Origin of the sequence: Amycolatopsis sp. AA4 (assembly GCF_002796545.1) — a bacterium.
GTDB lineage: Bacteria > Actinomycetota > Actinomycetes > Mycobacteriales > Pseudonocardiaceae > Amycolatopsis.
In genome coordinates, this window is record NZ_CP024894.1 from 2,220,730 (window position 1) to 2,246,710 (window position 25,981).

27 protein-coding genes are annotated in these 25,981 nt (G+C 69.6%); 17 read left to right on the forward strand and 10 right to left on the reverse strand.

The features are described from left to right. Nucleotides 1-6 precede the first annotated feature (6 nt). A complete protein-coding gene (locus CU254_RS10595) occupies nt 7-1,113 on the forward strand; it encodes a nitronate monooxygenase family protein (protein ID WP_009075457.1) in 1,107 nt (368 codons plus the stop codon). Between the two features lie 3 nt (nt 1,114-1,116). Here CU254_RS10595 and CU254_RS10600 read toward each other — a convergent pair whose 3' ends face one another. Next, on the reverse strand, nt 1,117-2,010 hold the full coding sequence (locus CU254_RS10600; RefSeq protein WP_009075459.1) for an alpha/beta hydrolase: 894 nt from the start codon (nt 2,008-2,010) through the stop codon (nt 1,117-1,119). 61 nt (nt 2,011-2,071) lie between these two features. Here CU254_RS10600 and CU254_RS10605 point away from each other — a divergent pair, with 61 nt between their 5' ends. Beyond that, nucleotides 2,072-2,533: a MarR family winged helix-turn-helix transcriptional regulator gene (locus tag CU254_RS10605; protein WP_037713234.1), complete on the forward strand. Its 462-nt coding sequence runs from the start codon at nt 2,072-2,074 to the stop codon at nt 2,531-2,533. A 361-nt stretch (nt 2,534-2,894) separates the two neighbouring features. On the opposite strand, the gene CU254_RS10610 is transcribed toward CU254_RS10605, so the two are convergent. Both CU254_RS10610 and CU254_RS10615 read right to left on the reverse strand, forming a co-directional pair. Next, nucleotides 2,895-3,704, reverse strand: coding sequence for a trypsin-like serine protease (locus CU254_RS10610; RefSeq protein WP_037713236.1), 810 nt, complete (start codon nt 3,702-3,704; stop codon nt 2,895-2,897). A 260-nt stretch (nt 3,705-3,964) separates the two neighbouring features. Further along, on the reverse strand, nt 3,965-5,182 hold the full coding sequence (locus CU254_RS10615; protein WP_050788144.1) for an APC family permease: 1,218 nt from the start codon (nt 5,180-5,182) through the stop codon (nt 3,965-3,967). Between the two features lie 75 nt (nt 5,183-5,257). Here CU254_RS10615 and CU254_RS10620 point away from each other — a divergent pair, with 75 nt between their 5' ends. From CU254_RS10620 to CU254_RS10670, 11 genes are all read left to right on the forward strand, one after another. Continuing rightward, nucleotides 5,258-6,034 (forward strand): GntR family transcriptional regulator, encoded by a 777-nt coding sequence (locus tag CU254_RS10620; RefSeq protein WP_037713238.1) that lies wholly within the window; start codon nt 5,258-5,260, stop codon nt 6,032-6,034. A gap of 57 nt (nt 6,035-6,091) precedes the next feature. Next, the gene (locus tag CU254_RS10625) at nt 6,092-6,472 is read left to right on the forward strand and encodes a DoxX family protein (RefSeq protein ID WP_037713241.1); all 381 of its coding nucleotides are present in this window, start codon (nt 6,092-6,094) and stop codon (nt 6,470-6,472) included. A gap of 105 nt (nt 6,473-6,577) precedes the next feature. Next, on the forward strand, nt 6,578-7,696 hold the full coding sequence (locus tag CU254_RS10630) for a TIGR03364 family FAD-dependent oxidoreductase (RefSeq protein WP_009075471.1): 1,119 nt from the start codon (nt 6,578-6,580) through the stop codon (nt 7,694-7,696). Continuing rightward, nucleotides 7,690-8,376 (forward strand): phosphonatase-like hydrolase, encoded by a 687-nt coding sequence (locus CU254_RS10635; protein WP_078561095.1) that lies wholly within the window; start codon nt 7,690-7,692, stop codon nt 8,374-8,376. The genes CU254_RS10630 and CU254_RS10635 overlap by 7 nt, the downstream gene beginning before the upstream one ends. After that, a complete protein-coding gene (locus tag CU254_RS10640) occupies nt 8,373-9,407 on the forward strand; it encodes a 2-aminoethylphosphonate ABC transporter substrate-binding protein (RefSeq protein WP_009075475.1) in 1,035 nt (344 codons plus the stop codon). Before CU254_RS10635 ends, CU254_RS10640 begins: the two co-directional genes overlap by 4 nt. Continuing rightward, nucleotides 9,404-10,471 (forward strand): ABC transporter ATP-binding protein, encoded by a 1,068-nt coding sequence (locus CU254_RS10645; RefSeq protein WP_037713244.1) that lies wholly within the window; start codon nt 9,404-9,406, stop codon nt 10,469-10,471. Before CU254_RS10640 ends, CU254_RS10645 begins: the two co-directional genes overlap by 4 nt. Next, complete coding sequence (locus CU254_RS10650) at nt 10,468-11,331, forward strand: 2-aminoethylphosphonate ABC transporter permease subunit (protein WP_009075479.1); 864 nt, start codon at nt 10,468-10,470, stop codon at nt 11,329-11,331. The genes CU254_RS10645 and CU254_RS10650 overlap by 4 nt, the downstream gene beginning before the upstream one ends. Further along, nucleotides 11,309-12,106 carry an ABC transporter permease gene (locus tag CU254_RS10655; protein ID WP_009075481.1) on the forward strand — a complete coding sequence of 266 codons (798 nt, stop codon included), beginning with the start codon at nt 11,309-11,311 and terminating at the stop codon, nt 12,104-12,106. The genes CU254_RS10650 and CU254_RS10655 overlap by 23 nt, the downstream gene beginning before the upstream one ends. 76 nt (nt 12,107-12,182) lie before the next feature. After that, complete coding sequence (locus CU254_RS10660) at nt 12,183-12,677, forward strand: hypothetical protein (RefSeq protein ID WP_009075484.1); 495 nt, start codon at nt 12,183-12,185, stop codon at nt 12,675-12,677. A gap of 44 nt (nt 12,678-12,721) precedes the next feature. Beyond that, nucleotides 12,722-13,222, forward strand: a complete 501-nt coding sequence (locus CU254_RS10665; protein ID WP_199785865.1) for a hypothetical protein — start codon at nt 12,722-12,724, stop codon at nt 13,220-13,222. Nucleotides 13,223-13,780: 558 nt separating this feature from the next. Then, nucleotides 13,781-14,218, forward strand: a complete 438-nt coding sequence (locus tag CU254_RS10670) for an SRPBCC family protein (protein ID WP_037713250.1) — start codon at nt 13,781-13,783, stop codon at nt 14,216-14,218. A 16-nt stretch (nt 14,219-14,234) separates the two neighbouring features. Here the strand turns inward: CU254_RS10670 and CU254_RS10675 are convergent, their stop codons facing one another. From CU254_RS10675 to CU254_RS10690, 4 genes are all read right to left on the reverse strand, one after another. Then, nucleotides 14,235-15,896: a fumarate hydratase gene (locus tag CU254_RS10675; protein WP_009075490.1), complete on the reverse strand. Its 1,662-nt coding sequence runs from the start codon at nt 15,894-15,896 to the stop codon at nt 14,235-14,237. A 1,207-nt stretch (nt 15,897-17,103) separates the two neighbouring features. After that, the gene (locus tag CU254_RS10680; RefSeq protein WP_037713253.1) at nt 17,104-18,135 is read right to left on the reverse strand and encodes a sigma-70 family RNA polymerase sigma factor; all 1,032 of its coding nucleotides are present in this window, start codon (nt 18,133-18,135) and stop codon (nt 17,104-17,106) included. Nucleotides 18,136-18,413: 278 nt separating this feature from the next. Further along, nucleotides 18,414-18,839, reverse strand: coding sequence for a D-aminoacyl-tRNA deacylase (gene dtd, locus CU254_RS10685; RefSeq protein ID WP_009075496.1), 426 nt, complete (start codon nt 18,837-18,839; stop codon nt 18,414-18,416). After that, a complete protein-coding gene (locus CU254_RS10690; RefSeq protein WP_037716885.1) occupies nt 18,836-20,341 on the reverse strand; it encodes a class I SAM-dependent methyltransferase in 1,506 nt (501 codons plus the stop codon). The genes dtd and CU254_RS10690 overlap by 4 nt, the downstream gene beginning before the upstream one ends. 19 nt (nt 20,342-20,360) lie before the next feature. On the opposite strand from CU254_RS10690, the gene CU254_RS10695 reads away from it, so the two are divergent. Both CU254_RS10695 and CU254_RS10700 read left to right on the forward strand, forming a co-directional pair. Continuing rightward, on the forward strand, nt 20,361-21,653 hold the full coding sequence (locus tag CU254_RS10695) for an amidohydrolase (protein WP_037713255.1): 1,293 nt from the start codon (nt 20,361-20,363) through the stop codon (nt 21,651-21,653). Between the two features lie 8 nt (nt 21,654-21,661). Further along, on the forward strand, nt 21,662-22,006 hold the full coding sequence (locus tag CU254_RS10700; protein ID WP_037716887.1) for a DUF3099 domain-containing protein: 345 nt from the start codon (nt 21,662-21,664) through the stop codon (nt 22,004-22,006). 225 nt (nt 22,007-22,231) lie between these two features. On the opposite strand, the gene CU254_RS10705 is transcribed toward CU254_RS10700, so the two are convergent. Genes CU254_RS10705 through CU254_RS10715 form a run of 3 tightly spaced genes read right to left on the reverse strand, consistent with a single transcriptional unit; the run spans nt 22,232 to nt 24,678 of the window. Next, complete coding sequence (locus tag CU254_RS10705) at nt 22,232-23,101, reverse strand: carbohydrate kinase family protein (protein WP_009075504.1); 870 nt, start codon at nt 23,099-23,101, stop codon at nt 22,232-22,234. Then, nucleotides 23,098-24,012 carry a pseudouridine-5'-phosphate glycosidase gene (locus tag CU254_RS10710; protein WP_009075505.1) on the reverse strand — a complete coding sequence of 305 codons (915 nt, stop codon included), beginning with the start codon at nt 24,010-24,012 and terminating at the stop codon, nt 23,098-23,100. Before CU254_RS10710 ends, CU254_RS10705 begins: the two co-directional genes overlap by 4 nt. 9 nt (nt 24,013-24,021) lie before the next feature. Continuing rightward, nucleotides 24,022-24,678 carry a hypothetical protein gene (locus CU254_RS10715; RefSeq protein WP_009075506.1) on the reverse strand — a complete coding sequence of 219 codons (657 nt, stop codon included), beginning with the start codon at nt 24,676-24,678 and terminating at the stop codon, nt 24,022-24,024. Nucleotides 24,679-24,762: 84 nt separating this feature from the next. On the opposite strand from CU254_RS10715, the gene CU254_RS10720 reads away from it, so the two are divergent. Together CU254_RS10720 and CU254_RS10725 are read left to right on the forward strand one after the other, a co-directional pair. After that, nucleotides 24,763-25,005 carry a DUF3039 domain-containing protein gene (locus CU254_RS10720; protein ID WP_009075508.1) on the forward strand — a complete coding sequence of 81 codons (243 nt, stop codon included), beginning with the start codon at nt 24,763-24,765 and terminating at the stop codon, nt 25,003-25,005. A 125-nt stretch (nt 25,006-25,130) separates the two neighbouring features. Then, entirely contained in the window at nt 25,131-25,979 is an 849-nt protein-coding gene (locus CU254_RS10725; protein ID WP_009075510.1) for a hypothetical protein, read from the forward strand. Nucleotides 25,980-25,981 lie beyond the last annotated feature (2 nt).

The following is a 25,981-nucleotide window of genomic DNA, read 5'->3' on the forward strand; positions in this document are numbered from 1 at the left end:
GGGCGCATGCGCACATCGTTGTGCGACCGGTTCGGCATCGAGGTGCCGATCTTCGGATTCACCCCGTCGGAACACGTCGCGGCCGCGATCAGCCGCGCGGGCGGCATGGGCGTGCTGGGCTGCGTCCGGTTCAACGACGCCGCCGAACTCGACGCGGTGCTGTCCTGGATGGACGAAAACACCGACGGAAAGCCTTACGGCGTCGACATCGTGATGCCGGCGAAGATCCCGTCCGAGGGCACCCAGACCGACCTGAACGAGCTGATCCCGCCGGGCCACCGGGCGTTTGTCGACAAAGTGCTGAAGGACCTCGCGGTCCCGCCGCTGCCCGACGACACCGACGAACGCGCGGGGGTCCTCGGCTGGCTGCACTCCGTCGCCCGGTCCCATGTGGACGTCGCGCTGAACCACCGGATCAGCCTGATCGCCAACGCACTGGGCTCGCCCCCGGTCGACGTGATCACCCGCGCGCACGACGCGGGCGTCCCGGTGGCCGCCCTCGCCGGCAAGGGTTCGCACGCCGCTCGCCACGTCGACAACGGCGTGGATCTCGTTGTCGCACAAGGACACGAGGCGGGCGGGCACACCGGCGAGATCGCGACCATGGTGCTGGTGCCGGAAATCGTCGACGCGGTCGGCGACCGCGCCCCGGTGCTGGCAGCCGGAGGGATCGGCTCCGGCCGCCAGGTCGCCGCCGCGCTGGCCCTGGGCGCCTCGGGCGCGTGGATGGGTTCGTACTGGCTCGCGACGCAGGAATACCTCCAGACGATGCCCGAATCGGAGGCAATGCAGAACGCGCTGGTCGCGGCGACTTCCGCGGACACCGTCCGAACGCGGATCTACACCGGCAAACCCGCCCGCCTGCTGAAAACCCGCTGGACGGAGGCCTGGGCGGCGCCGGGCGCGCCGGAACCGCTGCCGATGCCGCTGCAGAACCTGCTGGTTTCCCACGCCCACAACCGGATCCACGCCGCCGCCGACCCGTCGGTGGTGTCGATGCCGGTGGGCCAGATCGTCGGCAGGATGGACCGGGTCCGCCCGGTGGCCGAGGTGATGGCGGAGCTGGTGCGGGGATTCGAGGAGACGGTTTCCCGGTTGGACAAGATCCGCTGAACCTCAGGCGAGCCGCTGCTTGATGAACAGGGCAGCCCGGTCCAGGGCTTGCCCTGCTTCGTCGAGCGAGTCGGTGAAGGTCTGGAACACGTGCGGGGCGTCGGCGGTGATGTCGAGGATCGCGTCGACGTCCGCCTCGCGGGCGCGTTCCGCCAGCCGGACCGAGTCGTCCAGCAGGACTTCGTTCGTGCCGACCTGCAGGAGGATGGGCGGGAAGCCGGTCAGGTCGGCGTGGACCGCCGGGGCGAGGAGCGGCTGGGCGGGGTCCGCGCCGCCCAGGTACAGCTGGCCGGTCTTGCTTACGCTTTCCCTGGTGAAGAACGGGTCGGCGTCCTCCTTCGTCACCATGGACGCCCCGGTATAGGTGTGGTCGAGCGCCGGCGAGAACGCGACGATCCCCGCGGGCATCGGGAGCCCCGCGTCGCGGGCGGCCAGAGTCGTGGTCACCGAGAGGCCGCCGCCAGCGGAGTCGCCCGCGAAGACGATCGACGACGGGTCGTGGTCCTCGAGGAGACTGCGGTAGGCGGCGAGGCCGTCTTCGATCCCGGCCGGGAACGGGTGCTCGGGCGCGAGCCGGTAGTCCAGCGAGAGCGCGCGGATTCCGGTGCGCAGGACCAGGTTCGCCGTCAGCGTCATCGCGGTGTGCGGCGAACCGAGCACGAACCATCCGCCGTGGAAGTACAGGATCGTGCCCGGTCTCGGGGTCTCCGGCGGTTCGACGAGGACGGCCGGTCGCCCGCCGAGCGTGGCCGGGGTTTCCCGATGCTCGGCCGGCACCGGGAACTGGCTCATCAACGCGGCGAACCCGGCCCGCATCTCGTCGACCGAGGCCGCTTCCGGCTGCTCCGGCGCGTTCTTCAGCCGGTCGGCGATCGCGCGGCGCTGTTCCCTGCTCATCTGCTCTCCTTAGATGTCTCCGGAAGTATCTTCCGCGGCATGTAATGTTAGACTATATGCCATGGAAGGTACTTCGGCAAACGGGCAGCTTTTCGACCATCTCGTGCGCTGCGAGACCCGGATCTTCAACGCGCTGACCGACGGTCTCAAGGCCGAGCACGGCGTCGGCGCGGCGCAGTTCGAGTTCCTGCAGTACCTCGCGCGACATCCGCGGTCGCGGGTCGCGGACCTCGCGGTGAACTTCGCCATCGGGATCGGCGCGACCAGCAAGGGCATCGACCGGCTCGAAGCGCGCGGCTGGGCGCGCCGGGTGCCGAACCCGGAGGACCGGCGGTCGTCGCTCGTCGAGCTGACGCCCGCCGGACGCGAGCTGGCCGAGGCGATGGAGAAGACGTTCCGGGAACAACTCGACGCACTGATCGGCTCAGTGGTCGGGGAGGACCGGGTCGCGACGGTGACGGCGGTGCTCGCCGAGCTGCGGGGGGCGCTGGAGGAGCGGGGAGTCGGGCTTCCGGCGGGCTAGGTCTCGGGGATCCGGCGGCAGGGTTTCGCACTGGCCGCCGGACGCGCGGAACGGCGGGGGACGTTTCCCGGGGCAGGCCGCACGTTCGCCGTGCCTCGCCGTGCCTCGCCGCGCCAGGTGCCGGGGTCGTCCTGCGTTCGGCGATGGGAGCCACACGCTGGGGACTCTGCCTCGGATTGGCTGCCTGGCCGCAGTTTCCGGCATTCCGGGGTCCCGTGTCGCTCGGCGCTAGCCGCACTCCCTCGCACTGGAGCAGCACAAAGCCCCACCCTCCGTGCGCGGATCCTGTGCCGGGAAAACGCTGCACAAGCCGGGGCGGGACCCAGCGGAGTCCCGCACCCGGCTCGGCGAGACAGGCGGGTCAGATCTTCCCGGCCGCCGCGGCGATGGCGGAGGCGAACGTGCTCACCTCGGTGTACACGCCGGGCGCGTGGGCCCGGGCGCAGCCGTCGCCCCAGCTGACGATGCCTACCTGGAGCCAGTCGCCTGCTCCGTCGCGGCGGAACATCGGGCCGCCGGAGTCGCCCTGGCAGGTGTCGACTCCGCCGGTGTCGAGCTTGCCCGCGCACAGTTCCGCGTCCGGTTTCAGATCGGCGTAGTCGCCGCCCTGAGCCTGGCACGTCGCGTCGTCCACGAAGGGGACCTCGGCCTTCAACAGGTAGCGCTGCTGCGCGCCGCCTTCCTTGGCCGCGCCCCAGCCCGCGATGGTGAAGGTGCCGGAGTTGTTGTCGGCGTTCTTCGCGGTCGGCAGCGTTGGGATGCCGCTCACCGGGCTCGCCAGCTTGATCAGCGCCCAGTCGCCGCCGGTGGAATCGTACGTCGGGGACCGGTAGACGTAGGTCGAGCGCACCTTTTTCGCGCTCGAACTCTGCAGGTCGACCACGCCGAGCGTCGCGGTGATCGACGAGTCCGCTCCGGTGCGGTCGACGCAGTGCGCGGCGGTCAGCACGATCTGGTTCGTGTACAGCGCGCCGCCGCAGCCCATCGAAAGCCGCACCATCCACGGGAATTCCCCTTGGCTGGCGCGAGTCCCGCCGACGACCTGAGGCTCCGCGCCCGGCGACGGCGGCGTCGAAGCCGCGGCGGGCGTCGCGAGTCCGGCGGCCGCGGCCAGTGCTGCCGCGCCTGCCAGGACTCGCGTGAGCATGCTGAAGTTTCGCTTGTCGGCCAAGGGGATTGTCCTTCCGGTGTCCACTGTGGAGCTTCCGCTCCCGGGGGCGGGGAGGTGTCGTGCGGTGACGAACCGACTACACCAGAGCGGCGGTAAGTGGACAACCAACTTTCTTCGGCTCTTTCGGATTCTTCACCGGATCCGGCATATTTCGGCCTCGGAGTGAACCGGAAAAAGCGGCGTTGACCTGCGAAAGCGTGATTATCGGAGTAACCGGCCGGGCGCGGAGCGAGGGGGACTTTCGCGCAGGGCAAGCAAACTCAGCGCGCGACCGCTCGGCGGCGCACCAAGTACGCCACGGCGCCCAGTCCCAGCACCGAACACCCGCTGAGCACCGAGGCGATCGGCAAGCTGAACGCCAGCACCGCGCACCCCGTCAAACCGGCGATCGCGACCACCTTCGGCGCTGCTCCCTCGTCCCGGCGAAGCGTCAACGCGGAAGCGTTCGCTACCGCGTAATAAGCGAGCACCGCGAAGGAAGAAAACCCGATCGCACCACGCAAATCTGTCGTCGTCGCCAGTACCGCGACCACCACGCCCACCGTCAGCTCGGCCCGGTGCGGCACCGAAAACCGGGGATGCACCGCGGTCAAGAACCGCGGCAGATGCCCGTCGCGAGCCATCGCGAGCGTCGTCCGCGAAACGCCCAGCACCAAGGCCAGCAACGAACCCGACGCGGCCACCACGGCACCAATCCGAATCACCGGAGACAGCCACGGCACCGCCGAGGCGAGCGGATCGGAACTCGTTCCGATCCCGTCCGGCCCCAAGGTCACCAGCAGCACCACCGCCACCACGGCGTACACCACAAGCGTGAGTGCCAAAGCCAGCGGAATGGCCCGCGGAATCGTGCGCGCCGGGTCGCGGACTTCCTCGCCCAGCGTGGCCAGCCGGGCATAACCGGCGAACGCGAAAAACATCAATCCGGCCGCTTCGAGGATTCCGCCGCCGTGAAACGGGGTCCACGGGGAAACGTGCGGGCCGGACAATCCGAAAACCGCGAACAGGGTGAGCACCAAGAGGGTGACACAAACGATCACCCGGGTAGCTAACGCCGACCGGTGCACGCCGAGGTAGTTCACTCCGGTGATCAACCCGATCACGCCCACCGCGAGCAGGCTCCGCCAAGGCTGGCCGAGACCGGGCGCGGCGTACGCGACCACGGTCAGCGTCATGGCGGCGCAGCTCGCCGTTTTCCCGGCGACGAAGCCCCAACCCGCCAGGTATCCCCAAAATTCACCCAGGCGAGCGCGTCCGTACACATAGGTGCCACCGGATTCCGGGTACCGCGCGGCAAGCCGGGCGGAGGAAGTCGCGTTGCAGTAGGCGACCAGCGCGGCCACGGCGAGCGCGGGCAGCAATCCCGACCCGGCGGCACGCGCGGCCGGGGCGAACGCGGCGAAAACGCCGGCGCCGATCATCGAACCGAGTCCGATGAAAACGGCGTCGGCCAGGCCGAGCCTGCGGGCCAAAGGCATTGCGGGGTCCTCCCGTGGGGTCAGTTCGCGAGACAGCGAACCACGCGCCGTCCGTCTGGCATAGGCTCGGGTCTCGTGCCCACGTCTTCGCCGCTGTCCCGCCTGTCCGCCGACGGACCGGTCCGCGACGGCATCCCCGATCACGGCCGCGTGCCGCGCTACTACGCGGTGAAGGTCGAACTGCTGGCCGTCATCGCCGAATTGGGCGAAGGCAGCGCGCTGCCCACGGAACGCGAACTGTGCGAACGGTTCGAGGTCTCCCGCGCGACGGTCCGGCAGGCGGTGGGCGAGCTGGTCCTCGAAGGCAGGCTGTCACGACGGCAGGGGAGCGGCACGTACGTCGCTCCGCCGAAGCTGGTGCAGCCGCTCGCGCTCGTCAGCTACACCGAAGGCCTGCGCCGCCAGGGAATCCGGCCCGGCCGCACGCTGATCACGCTCGAACGCCGCGCCGCGGGCACCGGATTGGCCGCCGACCTGCGGATCGAACCGGCCGCCGAAGTGCTCCACCTGGAACGCGTCCTGCTCGCCGACGACGAACGCGTCGGCCTCGAATCGACCTTTCTCCGCGCCGACAAGTTCCCCGAGCTGCTGGAGGATTTCGACCCGGAGCAGTCGCTGTACGCATACCTGCGCGACGAACTGGGCGTGGTCTTCGACGGGGCCGAGGAGCGCGTCGAGACAGTGCTCGCGACGCCCCGCGAGGCGCTGCTCATCGGCACGAATCCGGCGCTGCCGATGCTGCTGATGCACCGCGTGTCGTGGGGCCCGGACGGCGAGCCGTTCGAACGGGTCCGCTCGCTTTACCGCGGGGACCGGCTGAGTTTCGTGACGCGGCTGAACCGCGTCGAGTAGCTGTCACATCCGGTGCCGCCGGTTCGTTCCCTCCTCATCGAACGGAGGGAACGAACCATGGAGATCGCACTGTGGACCGCTCAGGCGGCGCTGGCCTTGCTTTTCGCTTTGTCCGGGGTGCTGAAGTCGACGATGTCGCGGCAACGGCTGCTCGAGACCGGGCAAACCGGCGTGGCCGCGTATCCGATGCCGGTCGTGCGCTTCGCCGCGATCTGCGAACTCGCCGCGGTGCTCGGCCTGATCCTGCCCCGGCTGACCGGGATCGCCCCGATGCTCACCGGGTGGGCGGCGGTCGGCCTGGCTGTGGTGATGATCGGCGCGATGGCGGGGCACTGGCGGCTGGCAGTCACGGAGCACCGGCCGGCGGAGTACCGCAACGTCGCGGCGAATGTCGTGATCCTGGGGGTATGCGTCTTCGTCGCCGCGGGTCGCCTGTGAAGATAACGGAACGGTAACTCATCCGGTCCAATATTCGAGGCTGCTTCACCTGGCGTTCCCCGTGCCGACAGGCTCTGTTGAGCGCGGGCGGCGACTGTTGCGGCCGTGCGAATCCTCATCGTTGGCGGCGGCGTGCTCGGCACGCAGCACGCCTGGCAGGCCGTGGAACGCGGCCACGAAGTCCTCCAGCTCGAACGCGAGCCGGAGGCGCGCGGAGCGTCCGTCCGCAACTTCGGGCTGGTCTGGGTCGGCGGCCGGGCCGCTGGTCCGGAGCTGGAGACGGCGGTGCGCGCCCGCGAGCTGTGGGAGCGGATCGGCGAACGTGTGCCCGCGCTCGGGTTTCGGCCCAACGGCTCGCTGACCGTTATCCGCACCGACGCCGAATTGGCCGTCGCGCAGGAGGTCGTCGCCGGGCCGGAGGCGGCGGAGCGCGGCTTCAAACTCCTCGACGCGAAGGAGACCCGGGCGCTGAACCCGGCTCTGCGCGGCGATTTCACCGGCGCGTTGTGGTGCGAGCGAGACGCGGCGGTCGAACCGCGGACCGCGCAGCCTGCGCTCCGGGAAGCGCTCGCAGCGAGCGGTCGTTACCGCTGGCTGCCCGGCCGTGAGGTGCGGAACCTGACGGAAAACGGCGTGGTCGACGATCACGGCGAGCGGCACGAGGGCGACGTCGTGGTGTTCTGCACCGGCGCGTGGCTCGGCGGGCTGGTCCGCGAGATCGCGGGCGAGATCCCGGTGCGGCGGGTCCGGCTGCAGATGGCGCAGACCGAACCGCTCGGCGAACCGTTGCCCACCAGCGTCGCGGACGGCGACAGCTTCCGGTACTACCCGGCGTACCGCGGCACGGCGCTGGACGCGATGAACGAAGGCCAGCCGCAGGGCGAAGTCGCCGCGCAGAACGCGATGCAACTGCTGATGGTGCAGCGTCGCGACGGCTCGCTCACCATCGGCGACACACACGAGTACGAGCAGCCGTTTTCCTTCGACGTCACCGAAGACCCGTACGAACACCTCGCCGAAGTGGCGGCCGCGTTGTTCGGCCGACCGCTGCCGAAGATCCGCCGTCGCTGGGCTGGCGTGTATGCCCAGGCGACCGACCAGGCCGCGGTCGTGCACCGGGAACGCCTGTCCGGCAACGCTTTCCTCGTCACCGGCCCTGGCGGCCGGGGGATGACCTGCTCGCCCGCAATCGCCGAAGACACCGCAAAGGAGCTGGACTGGTGACCACCGAACTCGTCGTGTTCGACATGGCCGGAACGACCGTCGCGGACGACGGACTGGTCGAACGCGCGTTCACCGCGGCGATCGCCGCCGCCGGAGTGTCCGAAGAGGACGAACGGTACGCGGGAATGCTCGACTACGTCCGGGAAACCATGGGCCAGTCGAAGATCACCGTATTCCGCGCGCTGCTCGGCGACGAAGACCTCGCCCAGCGCGCGAACGCCGAATTCGAAGGCTCGTACGGACGGCTGGTCGCGGCCGGGGAGTGCAAGCCGGTCCCGGGTGCGGAAGAAACCATCCGCGGCCTGCGGGAGAAGGGCGTCCGCGTCGCGTTCGTCACGGGCTTCGCACCCATGACCCAGCGCGCCCTTCTGGATGCACTCGGCTGGCCCGACCTCGCCGACCTCGCGCTCGCTCCCGGCGACGGCGTGCGCGGCCGTCCGTATCCCGACCTTGTCCTCGCTGCCGCATTGAAGCTGCAGGTCACCGACATGCGCAACATCGCGGTCGTTGGCGACACCCCCGCTGATGTCCGGACCGGCCTCGCCGCCGGCGCCGGAATCGTCGCCGGAGTGCTCACCGGCGCCGGCGACCGCGGCGAGCTGGAAGCCGCGCGCGCCACTCACGTTCTCGACTCCGTCTCCGCCCTCCCCGCCGTACTCGAAGGAGCCACTCAGTCATGAGAATCCGGAAAGCGACCATCGTCGCTCTCGTCGCGACCCTCGCCGGCCTGCTGTCCGCGTGCGGCGGCACGGCGGGCGGCGCGTCCGGCGACCAGACCGTCACCGTGTACACCGCGGACGGGCTGGAGGACTGGTACAACGCCCGGTTCGCCGAGTTCAAGCAGCAAACCGGCATCACCGTCCAGGCCGTCACCGCCGGATCCGCCGAGGTCGTTTCGCGCGTGGGCAAGGAAAAGGCCAACACCCAGGCCGACGTCCTCGTGACGCTCCCGCCGTTCGTCCAGCAGGCAGCGAAGGAGGGCCTGCTCGCGGCGTCCGCGCCGAAGGGCGTCGACCAGGTCCCGGCCGCGCAGAAGGACCCGCAGGGCCGCTACTACGCGCTGATGAACAACTACCTCAGCTTCATTTACAACCCGCAGCAGGCGAACCCGGCCCCGAAGACCTGGAACGACCTGCTCGACCCGAAGTACAAGGGCAAGCTCCAGTACTCGACGCCGGGCGAGGCGGGCGACGGCACCGCGGTGCTGCTGCAGGCCCAGCACGTCTTCGGCGACCAGGGCGCGCTCGAATACCTCGGCAAGCTGCAGGCGAACAACGTCGGGCCGTCGTCCTCCACCGGCAAGCTGCAGCCGAAGGTGGCGAAGGGCGAGGTGCTCGTCGCGAACGGGGACCTGCAGATGAACCTCGCCGAGATCGACAAGAGCGGCGGGTTCTCGGTGTTCTTCCCGGCCGACGCGCAGGGCAAGCGGTCCACCTTCGCGCTGCCGTACTTCGCCGGTCTGGTCAACAACGCGCCGCACGCGGACAACGCGCGCAAGCTGCTCGACTTCCTGTTCTCGCCGGAAACCCAGGCGAAGGCCAGCGACGCGTACGGCATCCCGGCCCGTTCCGACGTCAAACCGCAGGGCCCCAAGGCGGAGAAGATCGCCGCCGCGATGTCCGGAGTGGACATCTGGACGCCGGACTGGAACGCCGTCCTCGGCCGTCTCGACGCCGACCTCGCCGCGTACCGGAAGGCCACCGGGCAGTGACTCCGGCAGTGGAGCTCCGCGGCGTATCCGTCCACTTCGGAGCGACGCAAGCGCTTGCGCCGCTGGATCTCTCGGTAGCGCGCGGCGAAACGCTCGCGCTGCTGGGACCGTCCGGTTCCGGCAAGTCGACCGCGCTCAAGGCGCTCGCCGGGTTCCTCCGGCCGAGCGCCGGCCGGGTGCTGCTCGACGGCCAGGACGTCACCGACCTGCCGCCGCATCGGCGTGGCCTCGGCGTAGTCGTGCAGAGTTACGCGCTGTTCCCGCACCAGCGCGTCGCCGACAATGTCGCGTTTGGACTGAAGGCGCGAAAGATGCGCCGGGCCGACGTCACGCGGCGGGTCGGCGAGGTGCTGGAACTGGTCGGGATGAGCGAGTACGCGCGCCGGTATCCCCGCGAACTGTCCGGTGGGCAACAGCAGCGGGTCGCGTTGGCGCGGGCGCTCGCGATCCGGCCGAATGTCCTGTTGCTGGACGAGCCGCTGTCCGCATTGGACGCCGCGCTGCGCGAGGACATGGTCGCGGAACTGCTGCGGTTGCGGGCCGAATTGCCGGATACGACGCTGATCTACGTCACGCACGACCAGAGCGAAGCGCTCGCGCTCGCCGACCGGATCGCCGTGCTGCGCGACTCCCGGCTGGTGGAACTCGGTCCGTGCGAACAGCTTTACCGCCGTCCGGCCACCGAGTTCACCGCGAGCTTCCTCGGCGCGGCGAACCTGATCCCGGTCGAACTGGTCCGTGCCGACGGGACGGTCGCGACGGTCCGGCTGGCCGGGCGTGAGCTGTCCGCCGAACCGTCCGGCACGCTTCAGCCGGAGCGTCCGGTGGCGCTCGGCGTGCGGCCGCACCGCATTTCGGTCGGCGAACCCGGTCCGGACACCTTCCCGGCGCTGGTGCGCGGCGTGCAGTGGCGCGGTTCCGGATACCGGCTCGACCTGCGGCTCACCGACGAGGTCTGCGACATCCGCGCCGAGGTGCCGGACAGCCCGGTGCTGCCCGCCGTCGGCGACCGCGTCGGAGTGTCCATTCCGGACGGTTGCCCGCTGGTGGGGGTGGGCGGATGACCGGCCTCGCCCTCGGCGCCGCCGCGGTCGCCCCGGTTCGCCGCGGTACGCGGCCCCGCCGGTACCGGATCGGCTGGCTGCTCCCGCCCGCGATCGTGGTCGCCGGGTTCTTCGGCTATCCGCTGGTGCTGGTGCTCCTGCAGTCGTTCACCGCGCAGGACGGCAGTTTCGGGCTTTCGGTGTGGACGCAGGTGCTGTCGTCGCCGGAGTTCGGCCGCGCGGTGTGGCAGACGGTGTTGCTGGCCTTGGGTTCGACGGTCGGCTGCGTGCTGCTCGGCGGATTTCTCGCGCTGGTTGTCGCGTTCGTCCCGTTCCCCGGCGCGACGCTGCTGGCCCGGCTGGTGGACACGGTGCTGGCGTTCCCGTCGTTCCTGATCGCGCTGGCCTTCACCTTCCTTTACGGCGGTGCCGGGGTCTTCGGGACCGCTGGATTTCTGTACTCGCCGTGGGGCGTGCTGCTCGCCGAGATCACCTTCTACACGCCGTTCGTGATGCGGCCCGCGCTCGCCGCGTTCAGCCAAGTTCCGTCGGCGCAGCTGGACGTGGCGGCGAGCCTCGGCGCGCGGCCGGGTCGCGTGCTGTGGCGCGTGGTGCTGCCGGAAGCGTTGCCGTCGCTCGCTTCCGGGGCATGTTTGGTGCTGCTGTTGACGATGAACGAGTTCGGCATCGTGCTGTTCCTCGGCGCCAAGGGCGTCTCGACGTTGCCGATGCTGGTGTACGGCAAGGGAATCGTCACGTTCGACTTCCCGGCCGCGTCGGTGGTCGCGGTGGTGAACGTGGTGCTTTCGCTGGTGCTCTACGCGGTTTACCGGCGAGTGGTCGGGAAGGGAGGGCGTCGTGCTGCTGTGGACGCGGCGTAGCCGATTGCTGGTGTGGCTGGTGTTCGGCGTGGTTTTCCTCGGGGTGGTGGCCGCGCCGCTGGTGATGATCGTGCTGGCGTCGTTCGCCGGGAGTTGGACCGGCGTGCTGCCCAGCGGGCTCACCGGGGCGCATTACGCCGAGGCGCTGTCCGGTGAGACTTTCGCGAGCCTGTCGGTGAGCGTGCAGACCGGCGTGCTCACGTCGCTGGTCTCGGTGGTGATCGGGACCTGGGCCGCGCTGGCCGTCGACCCCGCGCCGCCGCGGCTGCGCCGGATCGCGGATTCGCTGTTCCACCTGCCGATCGCCGTGCCGTCGGTGGTGCTGGGGCTCGCGTTGCTGGTGGCGTTCAGCCGTCCGCCGATCGCGTTCAACGGCACGCGCTGGATCGTCCTGGCGGGACACCTGATGATCCTGCTGCCCTTCGCGTACAGCACGGTTTCGGCTGCGCTGCAACGCGTCGACCCGCTGCTCGCCCAGGCTGCGGCGAGTCTCGGCGCGCGTCCGTTGCGGGTGTTGCTGCGAGTCCGGCTGCCGGTGCTGCTGCCCGCGATGTCGGCTTCGGCCGGTTTGGCGCTGGCGATGTCGATGGGCGAATTGGGAGCGACGATGATGCTTTATCCGCCGGACTGGCGAACGCTCCCGGCGACCATTTTCTCCCTCACCGACCGAGGCCAGGTGTTTCTCGCGTCGGCGAGCACGGTGCTGTTGCTGGTGGTGACGCTGGCCGGAGTGGTGCTGCTGGGGCTCGTGCGGGGGAAGGCTTCGGCCCGGTGAAATAGTTTTTCCCGCCCCGATGCAACCTCACGCGCCGCGATTCCGTCCGCGGTGCATGCGGACTACAGGGAAAATCGTGGGAGCGAGCGCGCTGCTGCTGACGGTCGCGGCGTGCGGGGGCAACGGAACCGTGGCTGCGCCGGTTTCCTCGGGGCCGCCGTCCAGTTCGGTGTCGGCGTCCTCGCCGCCGCCTTCGTCGTCTTCGCCGTCGGTTGTGCCGCCGCCGGTGTCCGGGCCGCCGAAGAGCCGTCCTACTCAGGGCGTGCCGCCTGGGGACACCGCGCCCGCGGCTGGGCAGGTCAATGCTTCGGCGCTTCCGGCTGGGTATCCCCACGACGTCACGCTCGCGGAGGGTGGCTCGGTAGTGGTGATCCAGGCTGAGGAGGGCGGATGCGACAAGATCAGCGCGAAGGCGGGGGAGCAGACGGCTGCCCAGGTCGTCGTGCTGGTGACGATTACCAAGGCCCCGCACGGGCAGATGTGTCCCATGCACGTGCGGGAGATTTCGTTGCCGGTGCGGCTGGCCGCGCCGCTGGGCGGGCGGGAATTGGTGCTGAAGCCCGGTCCGTGAAGATCGGGTGCAACCCGGCCGGGCGGTCGGTCCGTCTAGGGGGCATGAGGTACTCGACGAAGCTGATCGGAACGACACGACTGGCGGGCGCGGCCCTGGTGCTCACTGCGGCGGCCGCGTGCGGCAGTCCGACGAGCATGGCGAACGCACCAGCGTCCGGGACCGAGACTGCGCCGGCGAGCGCCAGCACCTCGGTTTCGGTCCCGCCGCCGGGGAAGCCGCAGTTCGATCCTCCGCAGGGGGCGGTGCGGGTTCCGGACAACCGGGTGGACGGGGCCGCGTTGCCCAAGACGTTTCCCAAGGAGGTTTATTCGGAGAACGGGGGGACGGTGCTTGTGGTGCGGGCTGAGGAAGGGGGGTGCGGGCATGCGCTCGGGGAGGCTGTTGAGCAGACTGCCCAGCGGGTTGTGGTGGATTTGAGCGAGACCAAGGCGCAGACCGGGCAGATGTGCACGATGGATTTGCGGCATCCGGTGATTTCGGTGGGGCTGGCGGCGCCGTTGGGGGAGAGGGTTGTGGTTTTGAAGCAGTCTCCGCCTCGGTGAGGTCGGGCGGCTCGTCGCCCTGGGGGGCGACATTGCCCCGCCCCTGGTTGCGTGGGGCACCCCGATTGTTGATTGTGCTGACGGTTCGGGGGTGCTTGTCAAGGCGGGAAAGATGCCTTGACAAGCACCCCCGAACCGCAGGGCGGCTTTGTATCGGGGATGGGGGAGGGGTGGGTGCCCCCGGTGTTTGGGTGCACTGGCGGCGGTTTGTTGCGCGGCTTGGGTGTGTGGTTGCTTTGAGTGGGGCGGCGGGCGGGTCGCGGGTAGCGCCCCAATGTGGCATTGGGTGCATGGGACGCACCCAATGTGGCGTTCGTTGCGTCTGACGCACCCAATGTGGCTTTGGGGGATCCCGGCGGGGTCGGCGCGGAGCGGTCCGTGAAGGGCTCCTTGAGGGAATCTAATTCCCTCAAGGAGCCCTTCACGTCCGGCGGAGGGTCGTGAGGGGAACCCTCAGGGACTTCGGGCGCGGCGGTCCACAGTGGACGCTTGGTCAGTAGGCGGCTGGTTGAGGGTGCGTCGATGGCAGTGCCGGGTGTGCGGTCCTAGGCTTGGGTGATGGGAACTCGCCAGGTTTCGCGCAGCGCGGTTGTCGCTGCTGTGCCGGAGCGGATTTTCGCGTTGCTTGCTGATCCGGCGCAGCATCCGTTGATCGACGGGTCGGGGACGGTGCGGGCCAGTCGGGGGAAGGCGCCTGCGCGATTGTCGTTGGGGGCGCAGTTCGGCATGGAGATGCGGATGGGGGCGCCGTACCGGATTCAGAACACCGTGGTCGAGTTCGAGGAGAATCGGCTGATTGCCTGGCGGCACTTCGCTGGGCATCGATGGCGTTGGCTGCTTGAGCCGACCGGGGACGGGCGGACCGAAGTCACCGAGACGTTTGACTGGTCTACTGCGCGGTCGCCGCTGGCTATTCGGTTGCTGGGGTTTCCCCAGCGCAACGCCGAGGCCATCGAGAAGACTCTCGCCCGGTTGGGCGGGATGTTTCCCGGATGACCTCGGCGCCTGGGGATCAGCGGAAGCTGATTTGCAGGACTGGTTCGCTGGTTTCGGAGAAGAAGTCGTTGCCCTTGTCGTCGATCACGATGAACGCGGGGAACTCTTCGACCTCGATTTTCCAGACTGCTTCCATGCCGAGTTCGGCGTACTCGAGCACGTCGACCTTCTTGATGCAGTCCTTCGCCAGCCGGGCGGCCGGGCCGCCGATCGAGCCCAGGTAGAAGCCGCCGTGTTCCTTGCACGCGGCGGTGACCTGCTTGGAGCGGTTGCCCTTCGCCAGCATCACGAGCGAGCCGCCCGCTGCCTGGAACTGGGCGACGTACGAGTCCATCCGGCCGGCCGTCGTCGGGCCGAACGAGCCGGACGCGTAGCCGTCGGGGGTTTTCGCCGGGCCCGCGTAGTAGACCGGGTGGTCGCGGAGGTACTGCGGCATCTCTTCGCCCGCGTCCAGGCGCTCGGCGATCTTCGCGTGCGCGATGTCGCGCGCCACGACCAGCGGGCCGGTCAGCGACAGACGCGTCTTCACCGGCAGTTGCGCCAGCTGTGCGCGGATCTGGTCCATCGGCTGGTTCAGATCGACCGACACGACCTCGTCGGACAGGCCGTCCTCGGTGACGTCCGGCAGGAAGCGGGCCGGGTCGCGTTCGAGTTGTTCGATGAACACGCCCTCGCTCGTGATTTTCGCCTTGGCCTGGCGGTCGGCCGAGCAGGACACCGCGACGCCGACCGGGCAGCTCGCGCCGTGCCGCGGCAGGCGGATCACCCGGACGTCGTGGCAGAAGTACTTGCCGCCGAACTGCGCGCCGATGCCGAACTGGCGCGTCATCTCCAGCACCTGCTGCTCGAGGTCGCGGTCGCGGAAGGCGTGGCCCAGCTCGGAACCCTCGGTCGGCAGGTTGTCCAGGTAGCGCGCGGAGGCGAGCTTCGCGACCTTGAGGTTGAACTCGGCCGACATGCCGCCGACGACGATCGCCAGGTGGTACGGCGGGCACGCGGCGGTGCCCAGGCTGCGCAGCTTCTCGTCCAGGAACCGGGCGAGCCGCTTCGGGTTCAAGACCGCCTTCGTTTCCTGGTACAGGAACGTCTTGTTCGCGCTGCCGCCGCCCTTGGCCATGAACAGGAACTCGTACGACGGGTCCGCCGAATCGGAGTCCTTGTGATACAGCTCGACCTGCGCGGGCAGGTTCGTGCCGGTGTTGCGCTCTTCCCAGAAGTTGATCGGGGCCATCTGCGAGTAGCGCAGGTTCAGCTGCTGATAGGCGTCGAAAATGCCCTGCGAAAGCGCGCGCTCGTCGTCGCCGCCGGACAGCACGCCCTCGGTGCGCTTGCCGATGACGATCGCGGTGCCGGTGTCCTGGCACATCGGCAGCACGCCGCCGGCCGAGATGGCCGCGTTGCGGAGGAGGTCCATCGCGACGAACCGGTCGTTGCCGCTGGCTTCGGGGTCGTCGACGATCGCGCGCAGCTGCTGCAGGTGTGACGTACGCAACAGGTGCTGGATGTCGGTGATCGCCGTGCGCGCGAGCGTCGTCAGCGCCTCCGGATCGACCTTCAGAAACTTCCGCCCGGCGGCTTCGACGGTCTCGACGCCGTCGGCGGTGACCAGCCGGTACTCGGTGGTGGTGTCCTTGCCGAGCGGCAGGACTTCGGTGTGCTGGAACGTGGTGGGCGGCACAGCGAGGCTCCTTTGCCCTGATCGGGATGGGCTCACGGTACTCAGCGGGTTCCGCCCGGTCGCACGGGCGCGGGGACGCTGTGGGATAGCGCACTCCGCGGCTTTTCGGGCAGGCATGGGGCGGACATGGTCGGGAGGCCGGGCCCACCCCGACGGACCCGACCTCCCGGGGAAAGCGGACCGGATGCGCACACATCCGCTCCGCGTGACTGACGGGACCACCGCCGGCGCGTTGACCGGACGCCGCACAGCGGGGGTCGCGAACGCTTGCTACCCACTGCCCAGAACCGCCAAACGCGAACGAGAGGCGAATTCCACGATCGGGCGCGCGGAGTGGTGACGGGATTGCGGTGGGTGCCTGGGAAAGCGGGATAAATGGGAGGAATCGGGACGCGGAAGGAGGAATTTGCGCGCAGGAGTGACAGGAGGGGTTGGCGAGGCTGCTGAGGCTGGTGGGGTTGATGTGGCGATTTGTCGGCAAATTACGACGGTGTTCCGCGGGGCGGCAGGCGGGGAATCCGGTGCTGGCCACGGCAAACTCCGGGTTGGCCAGCGCGTCAGCTCGAATCAGCCTGCGGGGTGGTCCTCGTGGCGTTGGGCGGGTGGGGGAATCCGGCGCCGGGCACGGCAACTCTGGGTTGGCCAGCGCGTCCGCTCGAATCAGCTTGCGGGCTGGTCCTGGTGGCGTTGGGCGGGTGGGGGAATCCGGTGCCGGGCACGGCAAACTTCCGGGTTGGCCAACTGTGTCGGCCTGACTCAGCCCGCTGACCGGTCTCCGCAGCCTCCGGCGGAGGAAGTCCGGTGCCGGGCACGGCAAGTCCCAGTCAGCCAGTCGCGTCAGCCCGAATCAGCCCGCCATCCGGCCCCGCGGCGTTCCGCGAGTCGGTGAACCGGGGAATTGGCGCCGGACACGACAAAACCCCCGGTCCGAAAGCCGAACCGAGGGTTTTGCGCAACCAGCGGCGCGAACCGCTGCCCACCGAAACAATCTCCTGGCCGAGAATTCCCGTCCCGCCTGACCGGGTCCCCACCCGGTCCCCACGGAAAACCTCGGCCTGCCGGTCTCGCGTGCTTGCCGCGGCCAGGCGCACCGGACCCCACGCCCGGCCGGCCTGCCGCGGTCAGCCCGAATCAGCTCGCTGACCGGCTTCTCCGCCCGCTCCGAAGGGCCAGGCCCCGAAAACCCGGCCCCGGAGAGGGAAGAAACTCAGCTGGCGTAGGCCCGCAGCCGGTCGGCGCGTTCGCCCTGACGCAGCTTCGCCATGACCTCGCGTTCGATCTGCCGCACACGTTCGCGCGAGAGACCGAAGTGCTTGCCGATCTGGTCGAGCGTGCGCGGCTGGCCGTCGTCGAGGCCGTAGCGCAGCCGGATGACGTGCTGTTCGCGGTCGTCCAGCGTCGCCAGGACGCGGCGGAGGTCGTCCTGCAGCAGGCCGGAGATCACGGCGCTCTCGGCGTCCGTCGCCTCCGAGTCCTCGATGAAGTCGCCCAGCGGGGCGTCCTCCTCGGTGCCCACCGGCATGTCGAGGCTCACCGGGTCGCGCGACTGGTCGAGCAGGTCCGAGATCTTGTGCACCGGAATGCCCGATTCGGCGCTCAGCTCCTCGTGCGTCGCGTCGCGGCCCAGCTGCTGGTGCAGGTCGCGGCGGATCCGGGCCAGCTTGTTCACCTGCTCGACCAGGTGGACCGGCAGCCGGATCGTGCGGCCCTGGTCCGCCATGCCGCGCGTGATGGCCTGGCGGATCCACCACGTGGCGTACGTGGAGAACTTGAACCCCTTGGAGTAATCGAACTTCTCCACCGCGCGGATCAGGCCCAGGTTCCCCTCCTGGATCAGGTCGAGCAGCGGCATGCCCCGTCCGGTGTAGCGCTTCGCGAGCGACACCACGAGCCGGAGGTTGGCCTCCAGCAGGTGGTTCTTCGCGACGTGGCCGTCGCGCACCAGCGCGCGCAGCTCCTTGCGGCGCTGCGGCGTGAGGTCCTCGGCGGTGTCGAGCATGTGCTGGGCGAAGACGCCGGCTTCGATCCGCTTCGCCAGCTCGACCTCGTCGGCCGCGGTGAGCAGCGCGGTCTTGCCGATGCCGTTCAGGTACACGCGCACCAGGTCGGCGGCGGGGCTCTGGGCGTCGAGGTCGGCGTCGGTGAGCGCCCCCACGCTCACGCGCTCCTCGGTCTGCTGTGCTGGAATCCCGCGCTCGCGAATCCCGCGCGCTTCGCGTTCGAGAGTCTGGACTGACATTCTGCCTCCCCGGTCACGGGCTGAACGTGTCTCGCCGGCGCCTGCGGGAACGGGGCCTGTGGAATCCCGTGTCCGCGGGCCCAGCCGGCTTGGCTGGACACTGGTCTCAACGCCCCGGGAAGGTGAAACGTTCCCGGTTCGCTGAAATGAGGACGGCCGTACCCGCCCCGCGGTTGCTCCACCAAAACTGAGGTTTTCCTGAGAACCGCTGCGCCCCGGGGAATGCGCTCGAATCGCGCTCCGTGCCTTCGATGTTACGCGGCCTTCTCCACTGTGGTCTAGACCTCAATGAGAACGGTGAACGGGCCGTCGTTCACGCTTTCCACCGCCATCTCCGCGCCGAACCGTCCGGTCGAGACGGTCGCGCCGCGGGCGCGCAGCTGCGCGACCACGGCGTCCACCAGGGGTTCGGCGATTTCCGGCCGGGCGGCGGCGGTCCACGACGGGCGACGGCCCTTGCGGGTGTCGCCGTACAGCGTGAACTGCGACACCACGAGCAGCGGCGCCCCGGTCGTCGCACACGATTCCTCGTCGCGCAGCAACCGGAGTTCGTGCAGTTTGCGGGCCATCGTTTCGGCTTTGCCGGGATCGTCGTCCCGGTGCACGCCCAGCAGCACGAGCAGTCCGGGTTCCTTGATCTCTCCGGCGATCTCCCCCGCGACGGTCACGCTCGCGCGGGTGACCCGCGCCGCCACCGCCCTCACTGCGGCGAGCCCGGCACGAGCATGCCGTGCCGCACAAGTTCGCGGACGATCGGCAACGCGGCGGCGGTCAGTTCGGCCGAATCGAGGCCCTGCGCGGCGGACAGCAGCTCCAGCAAATCCGACAGCGGCAGCGCGCCGCGGCAACCCGCGAGAAGGCGCGTGGTGAGTTCGTCGACCTCGTGCTGCCAACCGGGTCCGTCGGTGCGGTGCAACCGCCGCACGGTTGTTTCCCAGCCTTCGTCGCCGGGAGAGTCGACGCGTTCAAGCAGCACTGTGTCGGGTACCCGGAACGCTACGTCCAACACATTGTCGCCGTGCGTACGCAACCACTCGACGCGGTCGAGCCAGTTCGCTGCTTCGGGACCCAGCGGGTCGTCGTAAGCCTGTCGGAGGTCTTCGCAGACAACAGTCGGCGTCTGACCGTTCGCGCGCCGCAGTGTCACGAAGCCGAATCCGATGCCCTGTACGTCGTTTTCGGTGAACCAGTCGAGCCACGCCGCAGCCTTGGCGCGGCCTTCGGGCGAGCGCGGGTCGATGCCTTCGTCGCGCAGCCAGGTGCCGACGTACAGCCCGGGATCGGCGACGTCGCGCTGTACGAACCACGCGTCGGTCTCAGGCGGCAGCCAGCGCGCGACGCGGTCGCCCCAGTCTTCGCCGCGACGGTGCAACCAGGACGCGAGGAGCTGACCGGTGCCGCCGTCGTTGAGGAAGCTCGGCAGCTGACGGACGACCAGCGCGCTCGCGTCGTCGCCGGCCAGCCCGGAGTCGCGGTAGGTGTAGTCGACGCGAGGCGGACCGACCACGAATGGCGGATTGCACACGATCTGGTCGAACCGGCGGCGCGCGACCGGCGCGAACCACTCGCCGCGCAGCAGTTCGACCTCCAGCTCGTTCAGCCGGAACGTGCCCGCCGCAAGGGCGAGCGCGCGGGCCGACACGTCGGTCGCGGTGACCCGCTGCGCGTGCCGGGTCGCGTGCAGCGCCTGGACGCCGTTGCCGGTGCCCAGGTCGAGCAGAGTGCCGACCGGGCGGCGGCTGGTCGCGCGGATCAGGCTCAGCGACGCGTGCCCGACGCCGAGCACGTGGTCCTCGGGCACGACGTGGCCGAGCATGTCGGCGTCGAGGTCGGAGACGACCCACCACGAACCGTCGTCGTCGCCGTGCGGGCGGATGTCGAGCGCGGCGCGGAACTCGTCCCCGGCGGTCCGCAGGATGCCCGCGGCCACCGCGTCCTCCGCGCTGAGCGGCGCGAAGGCCGACGAGACCGTCTTCTCCGGCTCGGCGAGACCGAGCAGGAACAGCCGGATGAAGACGCCTAGGTCGCCCGCGTCGTGGCTCGCGCGGCGGGCGGGTTCGGGCTCGCCTCGGCCGAGTGCCGTGTGCGCCGCGCCGCCGAGCGCGTCGACGACTCCGTCCGCGTCGTAGCCGGTGCGTCGGAACGCTTCGCGCAGCCGCGCGCAGACGTCGTCGGAAAGGTCAGGAAGAGGCGTGTTCGTGCTCACGGTGGGTAAGCCTGCCACGATGAGCATCGTGACCACCGAGACCACCGAGCGTGTCCTGGCTCCTCTTGAAGCGGCACTGCCGGAGCTTGAAGCGCTGTACGTCGATCTGCACCGTCATCCCGAGCTGGCGTTCACCGAAACCCGTACGGCAGCGGAGCTGGCCCGACGGCTGACTGAAGACGGCTTCGAGGTGCACACCGGCATTGGTCGCACCGGCGTCGTCGGCGTCCTGCGCAACGGCGAAGGACCGACTGTGCTGCTTCGTGCGGACATCGACGCGTTGCCGGTCGAGGAGCAGACGGGCCTCTCGTACGCGAGCACTGCGCGCGGCGTCGACTCCGAGGGTCGCGAGGTGCCGCTGATGCACGCCTGCGGCCACGACATGCACGCGACGTGGCTCTCCGGGGCCGCGCACCTTCTCGCGGCTTCGCGGGAGCAGTGGTCCGGCACGTTGCTCGCGCTGTTCCAGCCCGGGGAAGAGGCCGGAGACGGTGCCGCGGGGATGGTCCGCGACGGGCTTTTCGACCGGGTCGGCCGTCCCGACGTGGTCTTCGGGCAGCACATCGTGCCTGGTCCCGCCGGGTGGGTGTTGACGCGTCCGGGCGTGATCATGGCGGCGACCGACACCTTGCGGATCACCCTGCACGGTCGCGGCGGACACGGGTCGCGGCCGGAAACCACGGTCGACCCGGCGGTGCTGGCGGCGTCCGTGGTGCTCAAACTGCAGACGATCGTGTCGCGGGAGATCGCGGCGACTGAGCCCGCGGTGGTGACTGTCGGCTCGATGCACGTCGGGACCGCGGCGAACGTGATTGCTGACCACGCCGTGCTGGAGGTCAATACCCGGGCCTTCGACGACGCTGTGCTGGTGCGGCTGCGCAAGGCGATTGAGCGGATTGTGAACGGGGAAGCGGCGGCCGCGGGAGCGCCTCAGCCGCCTACCGTGGAGGTCGTGGCGTCCTATCCGGTCACTGCCAATGACGCCGCCGCGTCGGATGAGTTGACTGAGGTGTTTCGCGGGCACTTCGGGGCGGAGGCGACGATGCCCGCGCCGTTGGTCACCGGCAGTGAGGACTTCAGCGAGTTCGGGCGGGCGGCGGGGGTGCCGTCGGTGTTTTGGCTGGTCGGCGGGTTCGATGCGCAGCAGGTGATCACCGCGATGACGGAGGGGCGGTTCGAGACTGACGTGCCCTCGAATCACTCGTCCCGGTTCGCGCCGGTGTTGCATCCGACGTTGCGGACCGGGGTCGAGACGCTGGTCGTCGCGGCGTTGTCCCGGTTTGGCCGCCCGGGTGTCGCGGAAGGGCGGTGAGTGAGACGATGGAACGCGGAGGTGGTGCTGTGAACGCACCCCACGGAGCCGATCCCCGCCCCGAGCCTGTGTTGATCACCGAGGCCGAGCCGTCGCTGGACGATCAGCTGGCGGCGCGGAAGCGGAAGTACGTCATCATGATGGTGTGCCGGATTCCCTGCCTGGTGCTGGCCGGGTTGACTTATCACACGTGGTGGCTGGCTATTTTGTTTTTGGTTATTTCGGTGCCGTTGCCTTGGATCGCGGTGTTGATCGCGAATGACCGGCCGCCTCGGAAGTCGGAGAAGGTCAGTCGGTATTCGCGGGATGCTCGGGCTATTGAGGGGCGGAAGCATCGGGTGATCGACGGGTAGGGTCCCCGGTTTTTCGGCTCGTCGCCCTGGCGGGCGACATTGCGCCCTGAGTGGTTGCGTGGGGCACCCCGATTGTTGATTGTGCAGGGCGGCTTTGTATCGGGGTCAGGGGAGGGCTGGGTGCCTCGAGGTCGGGTGCATCGGCTGCGGTTGGCGGGGGGTCGGGGCTAGCGCCCCAATGTGGCATTGGGTGCGTGGGATGCGCCCAATGTGGCGGCGGATCTCTCAGGGTTGGGGGCCGATGCGGCTTACTGCCAGTGCGCCTAGCCGGGTGCCGGTGCGCAGGACGTCCACTGTGGACTTTCCGGCTAGCCAGGTGGTGAGGACGCCTGCGTCGAAGGCGTCGCCTGCGCCGGTCGAGTCTACGCAGGTGGTTTCTACTGCGGGGACTGACGAAATGCCGGTTTTGTCAATCCAGCTCGCGCCGTCCAGGCCTGCGGTGACGACGACCGCGCCGACGGTGTTCAGCAGTTCGGTGGCGGAGGACGGGTCTGCGGAGCCGGTTAGGGCGACTAGTTCTTCGGTGTTCGGCATGAGCAGGTCGGTGCCGCGTACGTCGTCCAGGAAGGCTGCTGGGTCGTGGATGTGGGCGGCTGCTTGGGGGTCGACCGAGGTGGTCAGGCCCGCTTCCTTCGCGGCGGCGAGTGCGGCTAGACCTGCGGGGCGCGACGACGGGTCCAGCAGGACATAGCCGGACAGGTGCAGGTGCGTGGAGCCAGCTAGGGCCTCGGGGGTGACGTCTTCGGGGGCGAAGCGTTTGTTCGCGCCTCGGTCGGCGAGCATGCTGCGTTGGCCTTCGCCGTCAACTAGGACTACTACGCAGCAAGTGGGGGCTTCGGGGTCGGTCGCGAAGGCGCAACGGACGCCCGCGGCCTCCAACTCGGCCCGGATCAGGCGGCCGCCTGAGTCGTCGCCGATGCGGGCGATCAGGGTGGTTTCCGCGCCCAGGGAACGCAGCCACAGTGCGGTGTTCGCTCCGGCGCCGCCGCCGGTGAAGCGGATCGCGGCTCGGGCGTCGCCGCCGTGGGGGAGGGGCTGGTCGTGCCTCGCGACGACATCCAGACCTGCGTCGCCGACTACTGCGATTCCGGTCACGACAGGGCCACCGCTACTTCGGCCGCCAGTTTCGCGTTGGACAGCACCAAAGCTTCGTTCGCGTCGATGCTGACGCCTTCGCTCGCGGTGTGGAAGTGTTCCAGCAGCACGGGAGTCACGTCCGCGCCGTGGACGTCGGCGTCGGCCAGTTTCGCCAAACCCTCTCGCAACAGGCGGTCGTGCAGCGCACGGTCCATTTCGGACTCTTCCGGGATCGGATTGGTCAGCAGGACGCCGGAATTCGCGTAGCGGCGGTGGGCGGAGACGACCGCGGCGGCCTGTTTCGGGTCGTCTACCCGCCAGCCGACGGGGTGGCCCGACGAGCGGAGGTAGAACGCGGGGAAATCGTCGGTGCGGTAGCCGAGGACGGGCACCGAGTTCGTTTCCAGCACCTCGAGCGTGGCGGGGATGTCCAGGACCGACTTCACGCCGGAGCACACGACCACGGTCGGCACCTTGGCGAGGACGCCGAGGTCTGCCGAGACGTCCCAGCTCTGCGCCGCGCCCAGGTGCACGCCGCCGAGGCCGCCGGTGGCGAAGACGCCGATTCCGGCTGCCGCGGCGAGCGCGGAGGTGCCCGCGACAGTCGTGGCGCCGGAACGGCCGAGGCCGACCGCGGGGCCAAGGTCGCGCAGGGACAGCTTGTCCAGATTGGCGTCGGGGGCGCAGACGCGCTCCAACTCGGCGGGGGAGAGGCCGATGACGGGCCGTCCGTCCAGCACGGCGATGGTGGCCGGCACGGCGCCGCCGTCTCGCACGGTCTGCTCGATGCGGCGGCCGACGTCGAGATTCCGTCCATACGGGAGGCCGTGCGAAAGGATCGTGCTCTCGAGGGCGACGACGGGGTGACCGTCACGCAACGCCGAGGCGACTTCCTCGTGGACGAACAGGGGAGTGGTCTGGGTGGTCACGAACGGACATCATCTGTGATCGCCGCGTGCGCTGCGGCATCGGGTCAGCTCTGCCTGCAGATTCTGCCGCGCGGCGGCTTCCCAGCGTGAGCGGGCGCTTTCGGTGAGGTACAGCGCCGGGCGCGCGAGAAGGCTTTCCAGGACGGCGGCGCGTCCGGTCGCCCAGGCGTCGTCGGGGTAGCGCGCGTACTCCTGACGCACGTTGTCCACGTACGCGGCGTACACGGCGGGCGGTGCGCCGAGGATGGCTAGGTCGGCGTCGAGGAGGGCTGCTGCGGCGAAGTCGCCTTCGGGGGCTTCGTGGGCTGCGGTGGCGAGGACGAGGGCTTCGGCCTGGTCGATGTGCGCGTCGGCAACCCCCGCGCGCGTGAGCCAGCGGCGAAGCCATTCCGCGCTGCGTTGTTCGTCTTGGCCGGGTACGGCGTCGTAGACCACGTCATGTGCCCACGCGGCGAGGACGACGACAGCGCGTTCGTGGAAGCGCAACTCGGCCGCAAGCTGCTCCGCGTCCTGCGCGACGGCAGTGGCGTGGGCGAGGTCGTGGTAGCGGCGGTGCGGTTCGGTGTAGCGCGTTTCCAGGTCGGCCCAGGCGTCCTGGCCGACGTGGTGGTCGCCGCCGAGGCGGGTGAGCGCGCTGTGCCAGCGGGGTGCGGACTCGTGCGGCATCCGGGCTCCTGTGGGGTCCCTTGGCAGGTCAGACGAGCCTAGCCGGGCATGACCGCGGGCGCGGCGCTGAGGCATGATGGTGGGGTGAGCACCGAAACGCTGACCAAGCCGGAGACCGACCGCACCGAGTCGACCGACGACGACTCGCCGAAGATGTTCCACTACGTGCGCAAGAACAAGATCGCCGAGAGCGCGGTCATGGGCACGCACGTCGTGGCGCTCTGCGGCGAGGTCTTCCCGGTCACGAAGTCGCCCAAGCCGGGTTCCCCGGTCTGCCCCAAGTGCAAGAAGATCTACGAGGGCCTCCGTCCCGGCGGCGACGACTGATCCTTCCCGCGCGTCCCGGTGCGCGGGAACAAAGGTGAAAATCCTTCACTCGGTGGCTGTGCACCCGGGGAGGAACTGGTAGACCTGCAGTCCGGCCAGTCGCCTCCCCGCAGGAGTGTCCTCGCATGCGCGCAACCGGGATCGTGCTCTCCCTCGTCGTCCTGCTGTCCGCCTTCAGCGCCGTCGCGGCGGGCGCCGCGGACGCGGTGACCGGATGGACCGCCGTCGGCTCCGACCGGGCCCGCCCGCTCGACGAGAGCCAGGGCCTCGCCACCGTCGAACGCCCCTCGGGCACCAGCATCCGCTACACCGGCATCGGCACGGTCGACCCGGGCCTGGCCGCGAAGGGCTGGAACCACATCGGCGACCCGGGATCCGCGAAGGGCTGGTACGTGGAGCCCTACCAGCGCGACGACCGCGGCGCGAAACTCTTCCGCGTCGAGGCCCCGGACGGCTCCCGCGCCGACTACCAGCACGCACTGGAATCGTGGGAGGCCAACAACAATTCGTTCGCCGCGGTGTCGCCCGACGCGCGCTGGCTCGTCTCCGGCGAGTGGGGCACGATGGACCGCCTGCTCGTCTACCCGATGCCCGGCGTCGCGGCCACCGATCCCGGCCAGAACCTGCCGTACGCGTCGGCGATCCGGCTCGACCACCCGGTGCGCGACGTCCAGGGCTGCGATTTCGTCACCGCCACCCGGCTCATGTGCTCCTCCGACGACCCGGACGGCAGCCTCTTCGGCACCACCAAACCGTTGCTGCAGGTCGATCTCTCCGGCTCGGTCTCCGGTTCGGACGTCACCGGGCATGTCACTTCGCTTGGCCAGCTCCCGCTGCAAAGCGGCTGCAGCGGCAATTTCGAGGTCGAGGGCATCGACTACGACGAGCGCGACGGGACCCTTCGCGTGGTGGTGATGTCGCCGAGCATCTGCATCGCGTTCGACAGCAAGACGTGGCGGTTCCGCCAGGGCTGAGG

Bases quoted from the DNA above. Each gene is read 5' to 3' on its own strand.
- CU254_RS10595 (WP_009075457.1), top strand. From the start codon at position 7: ATGCGCACATCGTTGTGCGACCGGTTCGGCATCGAGGTGCCGATCTTC.
- CU254_RS10700 (WP_037716887.1), top strand. From the start codon at position 21,662: ATGGAACGCGGAGGTGGTGCTGTGAACGCACCCCACGGAGCCGATCCC.
- CU254_RS10640 (WP_009075475.1), top strand. From the start codon at position 8,373: ATGAGAATCCGGAAAGCGACCATCGTCGCTCTCGTCGCGACCCTCGCC.
- CU254_RS10605 (WP_037713234.1), top strand. From the start codon at position 2,072: ATGGAAGGTACTTCGGCAAACGGGCAGCTTTTCGACCATCTCGTGCGC.
- CU254_RS10650 (WP_009075479.1), top strand. From the start codon at position 10,468: ATGACCGGCCTCGCCCTCGGCGCCGCCGCGGTCGCCCCGGTTCGCCGC.
- CU254_RS10615 (WP_050788144.1), bottom strand. From the start codon at position 5,182: ATGCCTTTGGCCCGCAGGCTCGGCCTGGCCGACGCCGTTTTCATCGGA.
- CU254_RS10680 (WP_037713253.1), bottom strand. From the start codon at position 18,135: ATGTCAGTCCAGACTCTCGAACGCGAAGCGCGCGGGATTCGCGAGCGC.
- CU254_RS10670 (WP_037713250.1), top strand. From the start codon at position 13,781: ATGGGAACTCGCCAGGTTTCGCGCAGCGCGGTTGTCGCTGCTGTGCCG.
- CU254_RS10725 (WP_009075510.1), top strand. From the start codon at position 25,131: ATGCGCGCAACCGGGATCGTGCTCTCCCTCGTCGTCCTGCTGTCCGCC.
- CU254_RS10625 (WP_037713241.1), top strand. From the start codon at position 6,092: ATGGAGATCGCACTGTGGACCGCTCAGGCGGCGCTGGCCTTGCTTTTC.
- CU254_RS10695 (WP_037713255.1), top strand. From the start codon at position 20,361: ATGAGCATCGTGACCACCGAGACCACCGAGCGTGTCCTGGCTCCTCTT.
- CU254_RS10600 (WP_009075459.1), bottom strand. From the start codon at position 2,010: ATGAGCAGGGAACAGCGCCGCGCGATCGCCGACCGGCTGAAGAACGCG.
- CU254_RS10665 (WP_199785865.1), top strand. From the start codon at position 12,722: ATGAGGTACTCGACGAAGCTGATCGGAACGACACGACTGGCGGGCGCG.
- CU254_RS10715 (WP_009075506.1), bottom strand. From the start codon at position 24,678: ATGCCGCACGAGTCCGCACCCCGCTGGCACAGCGCGCTCACCCGCCTC.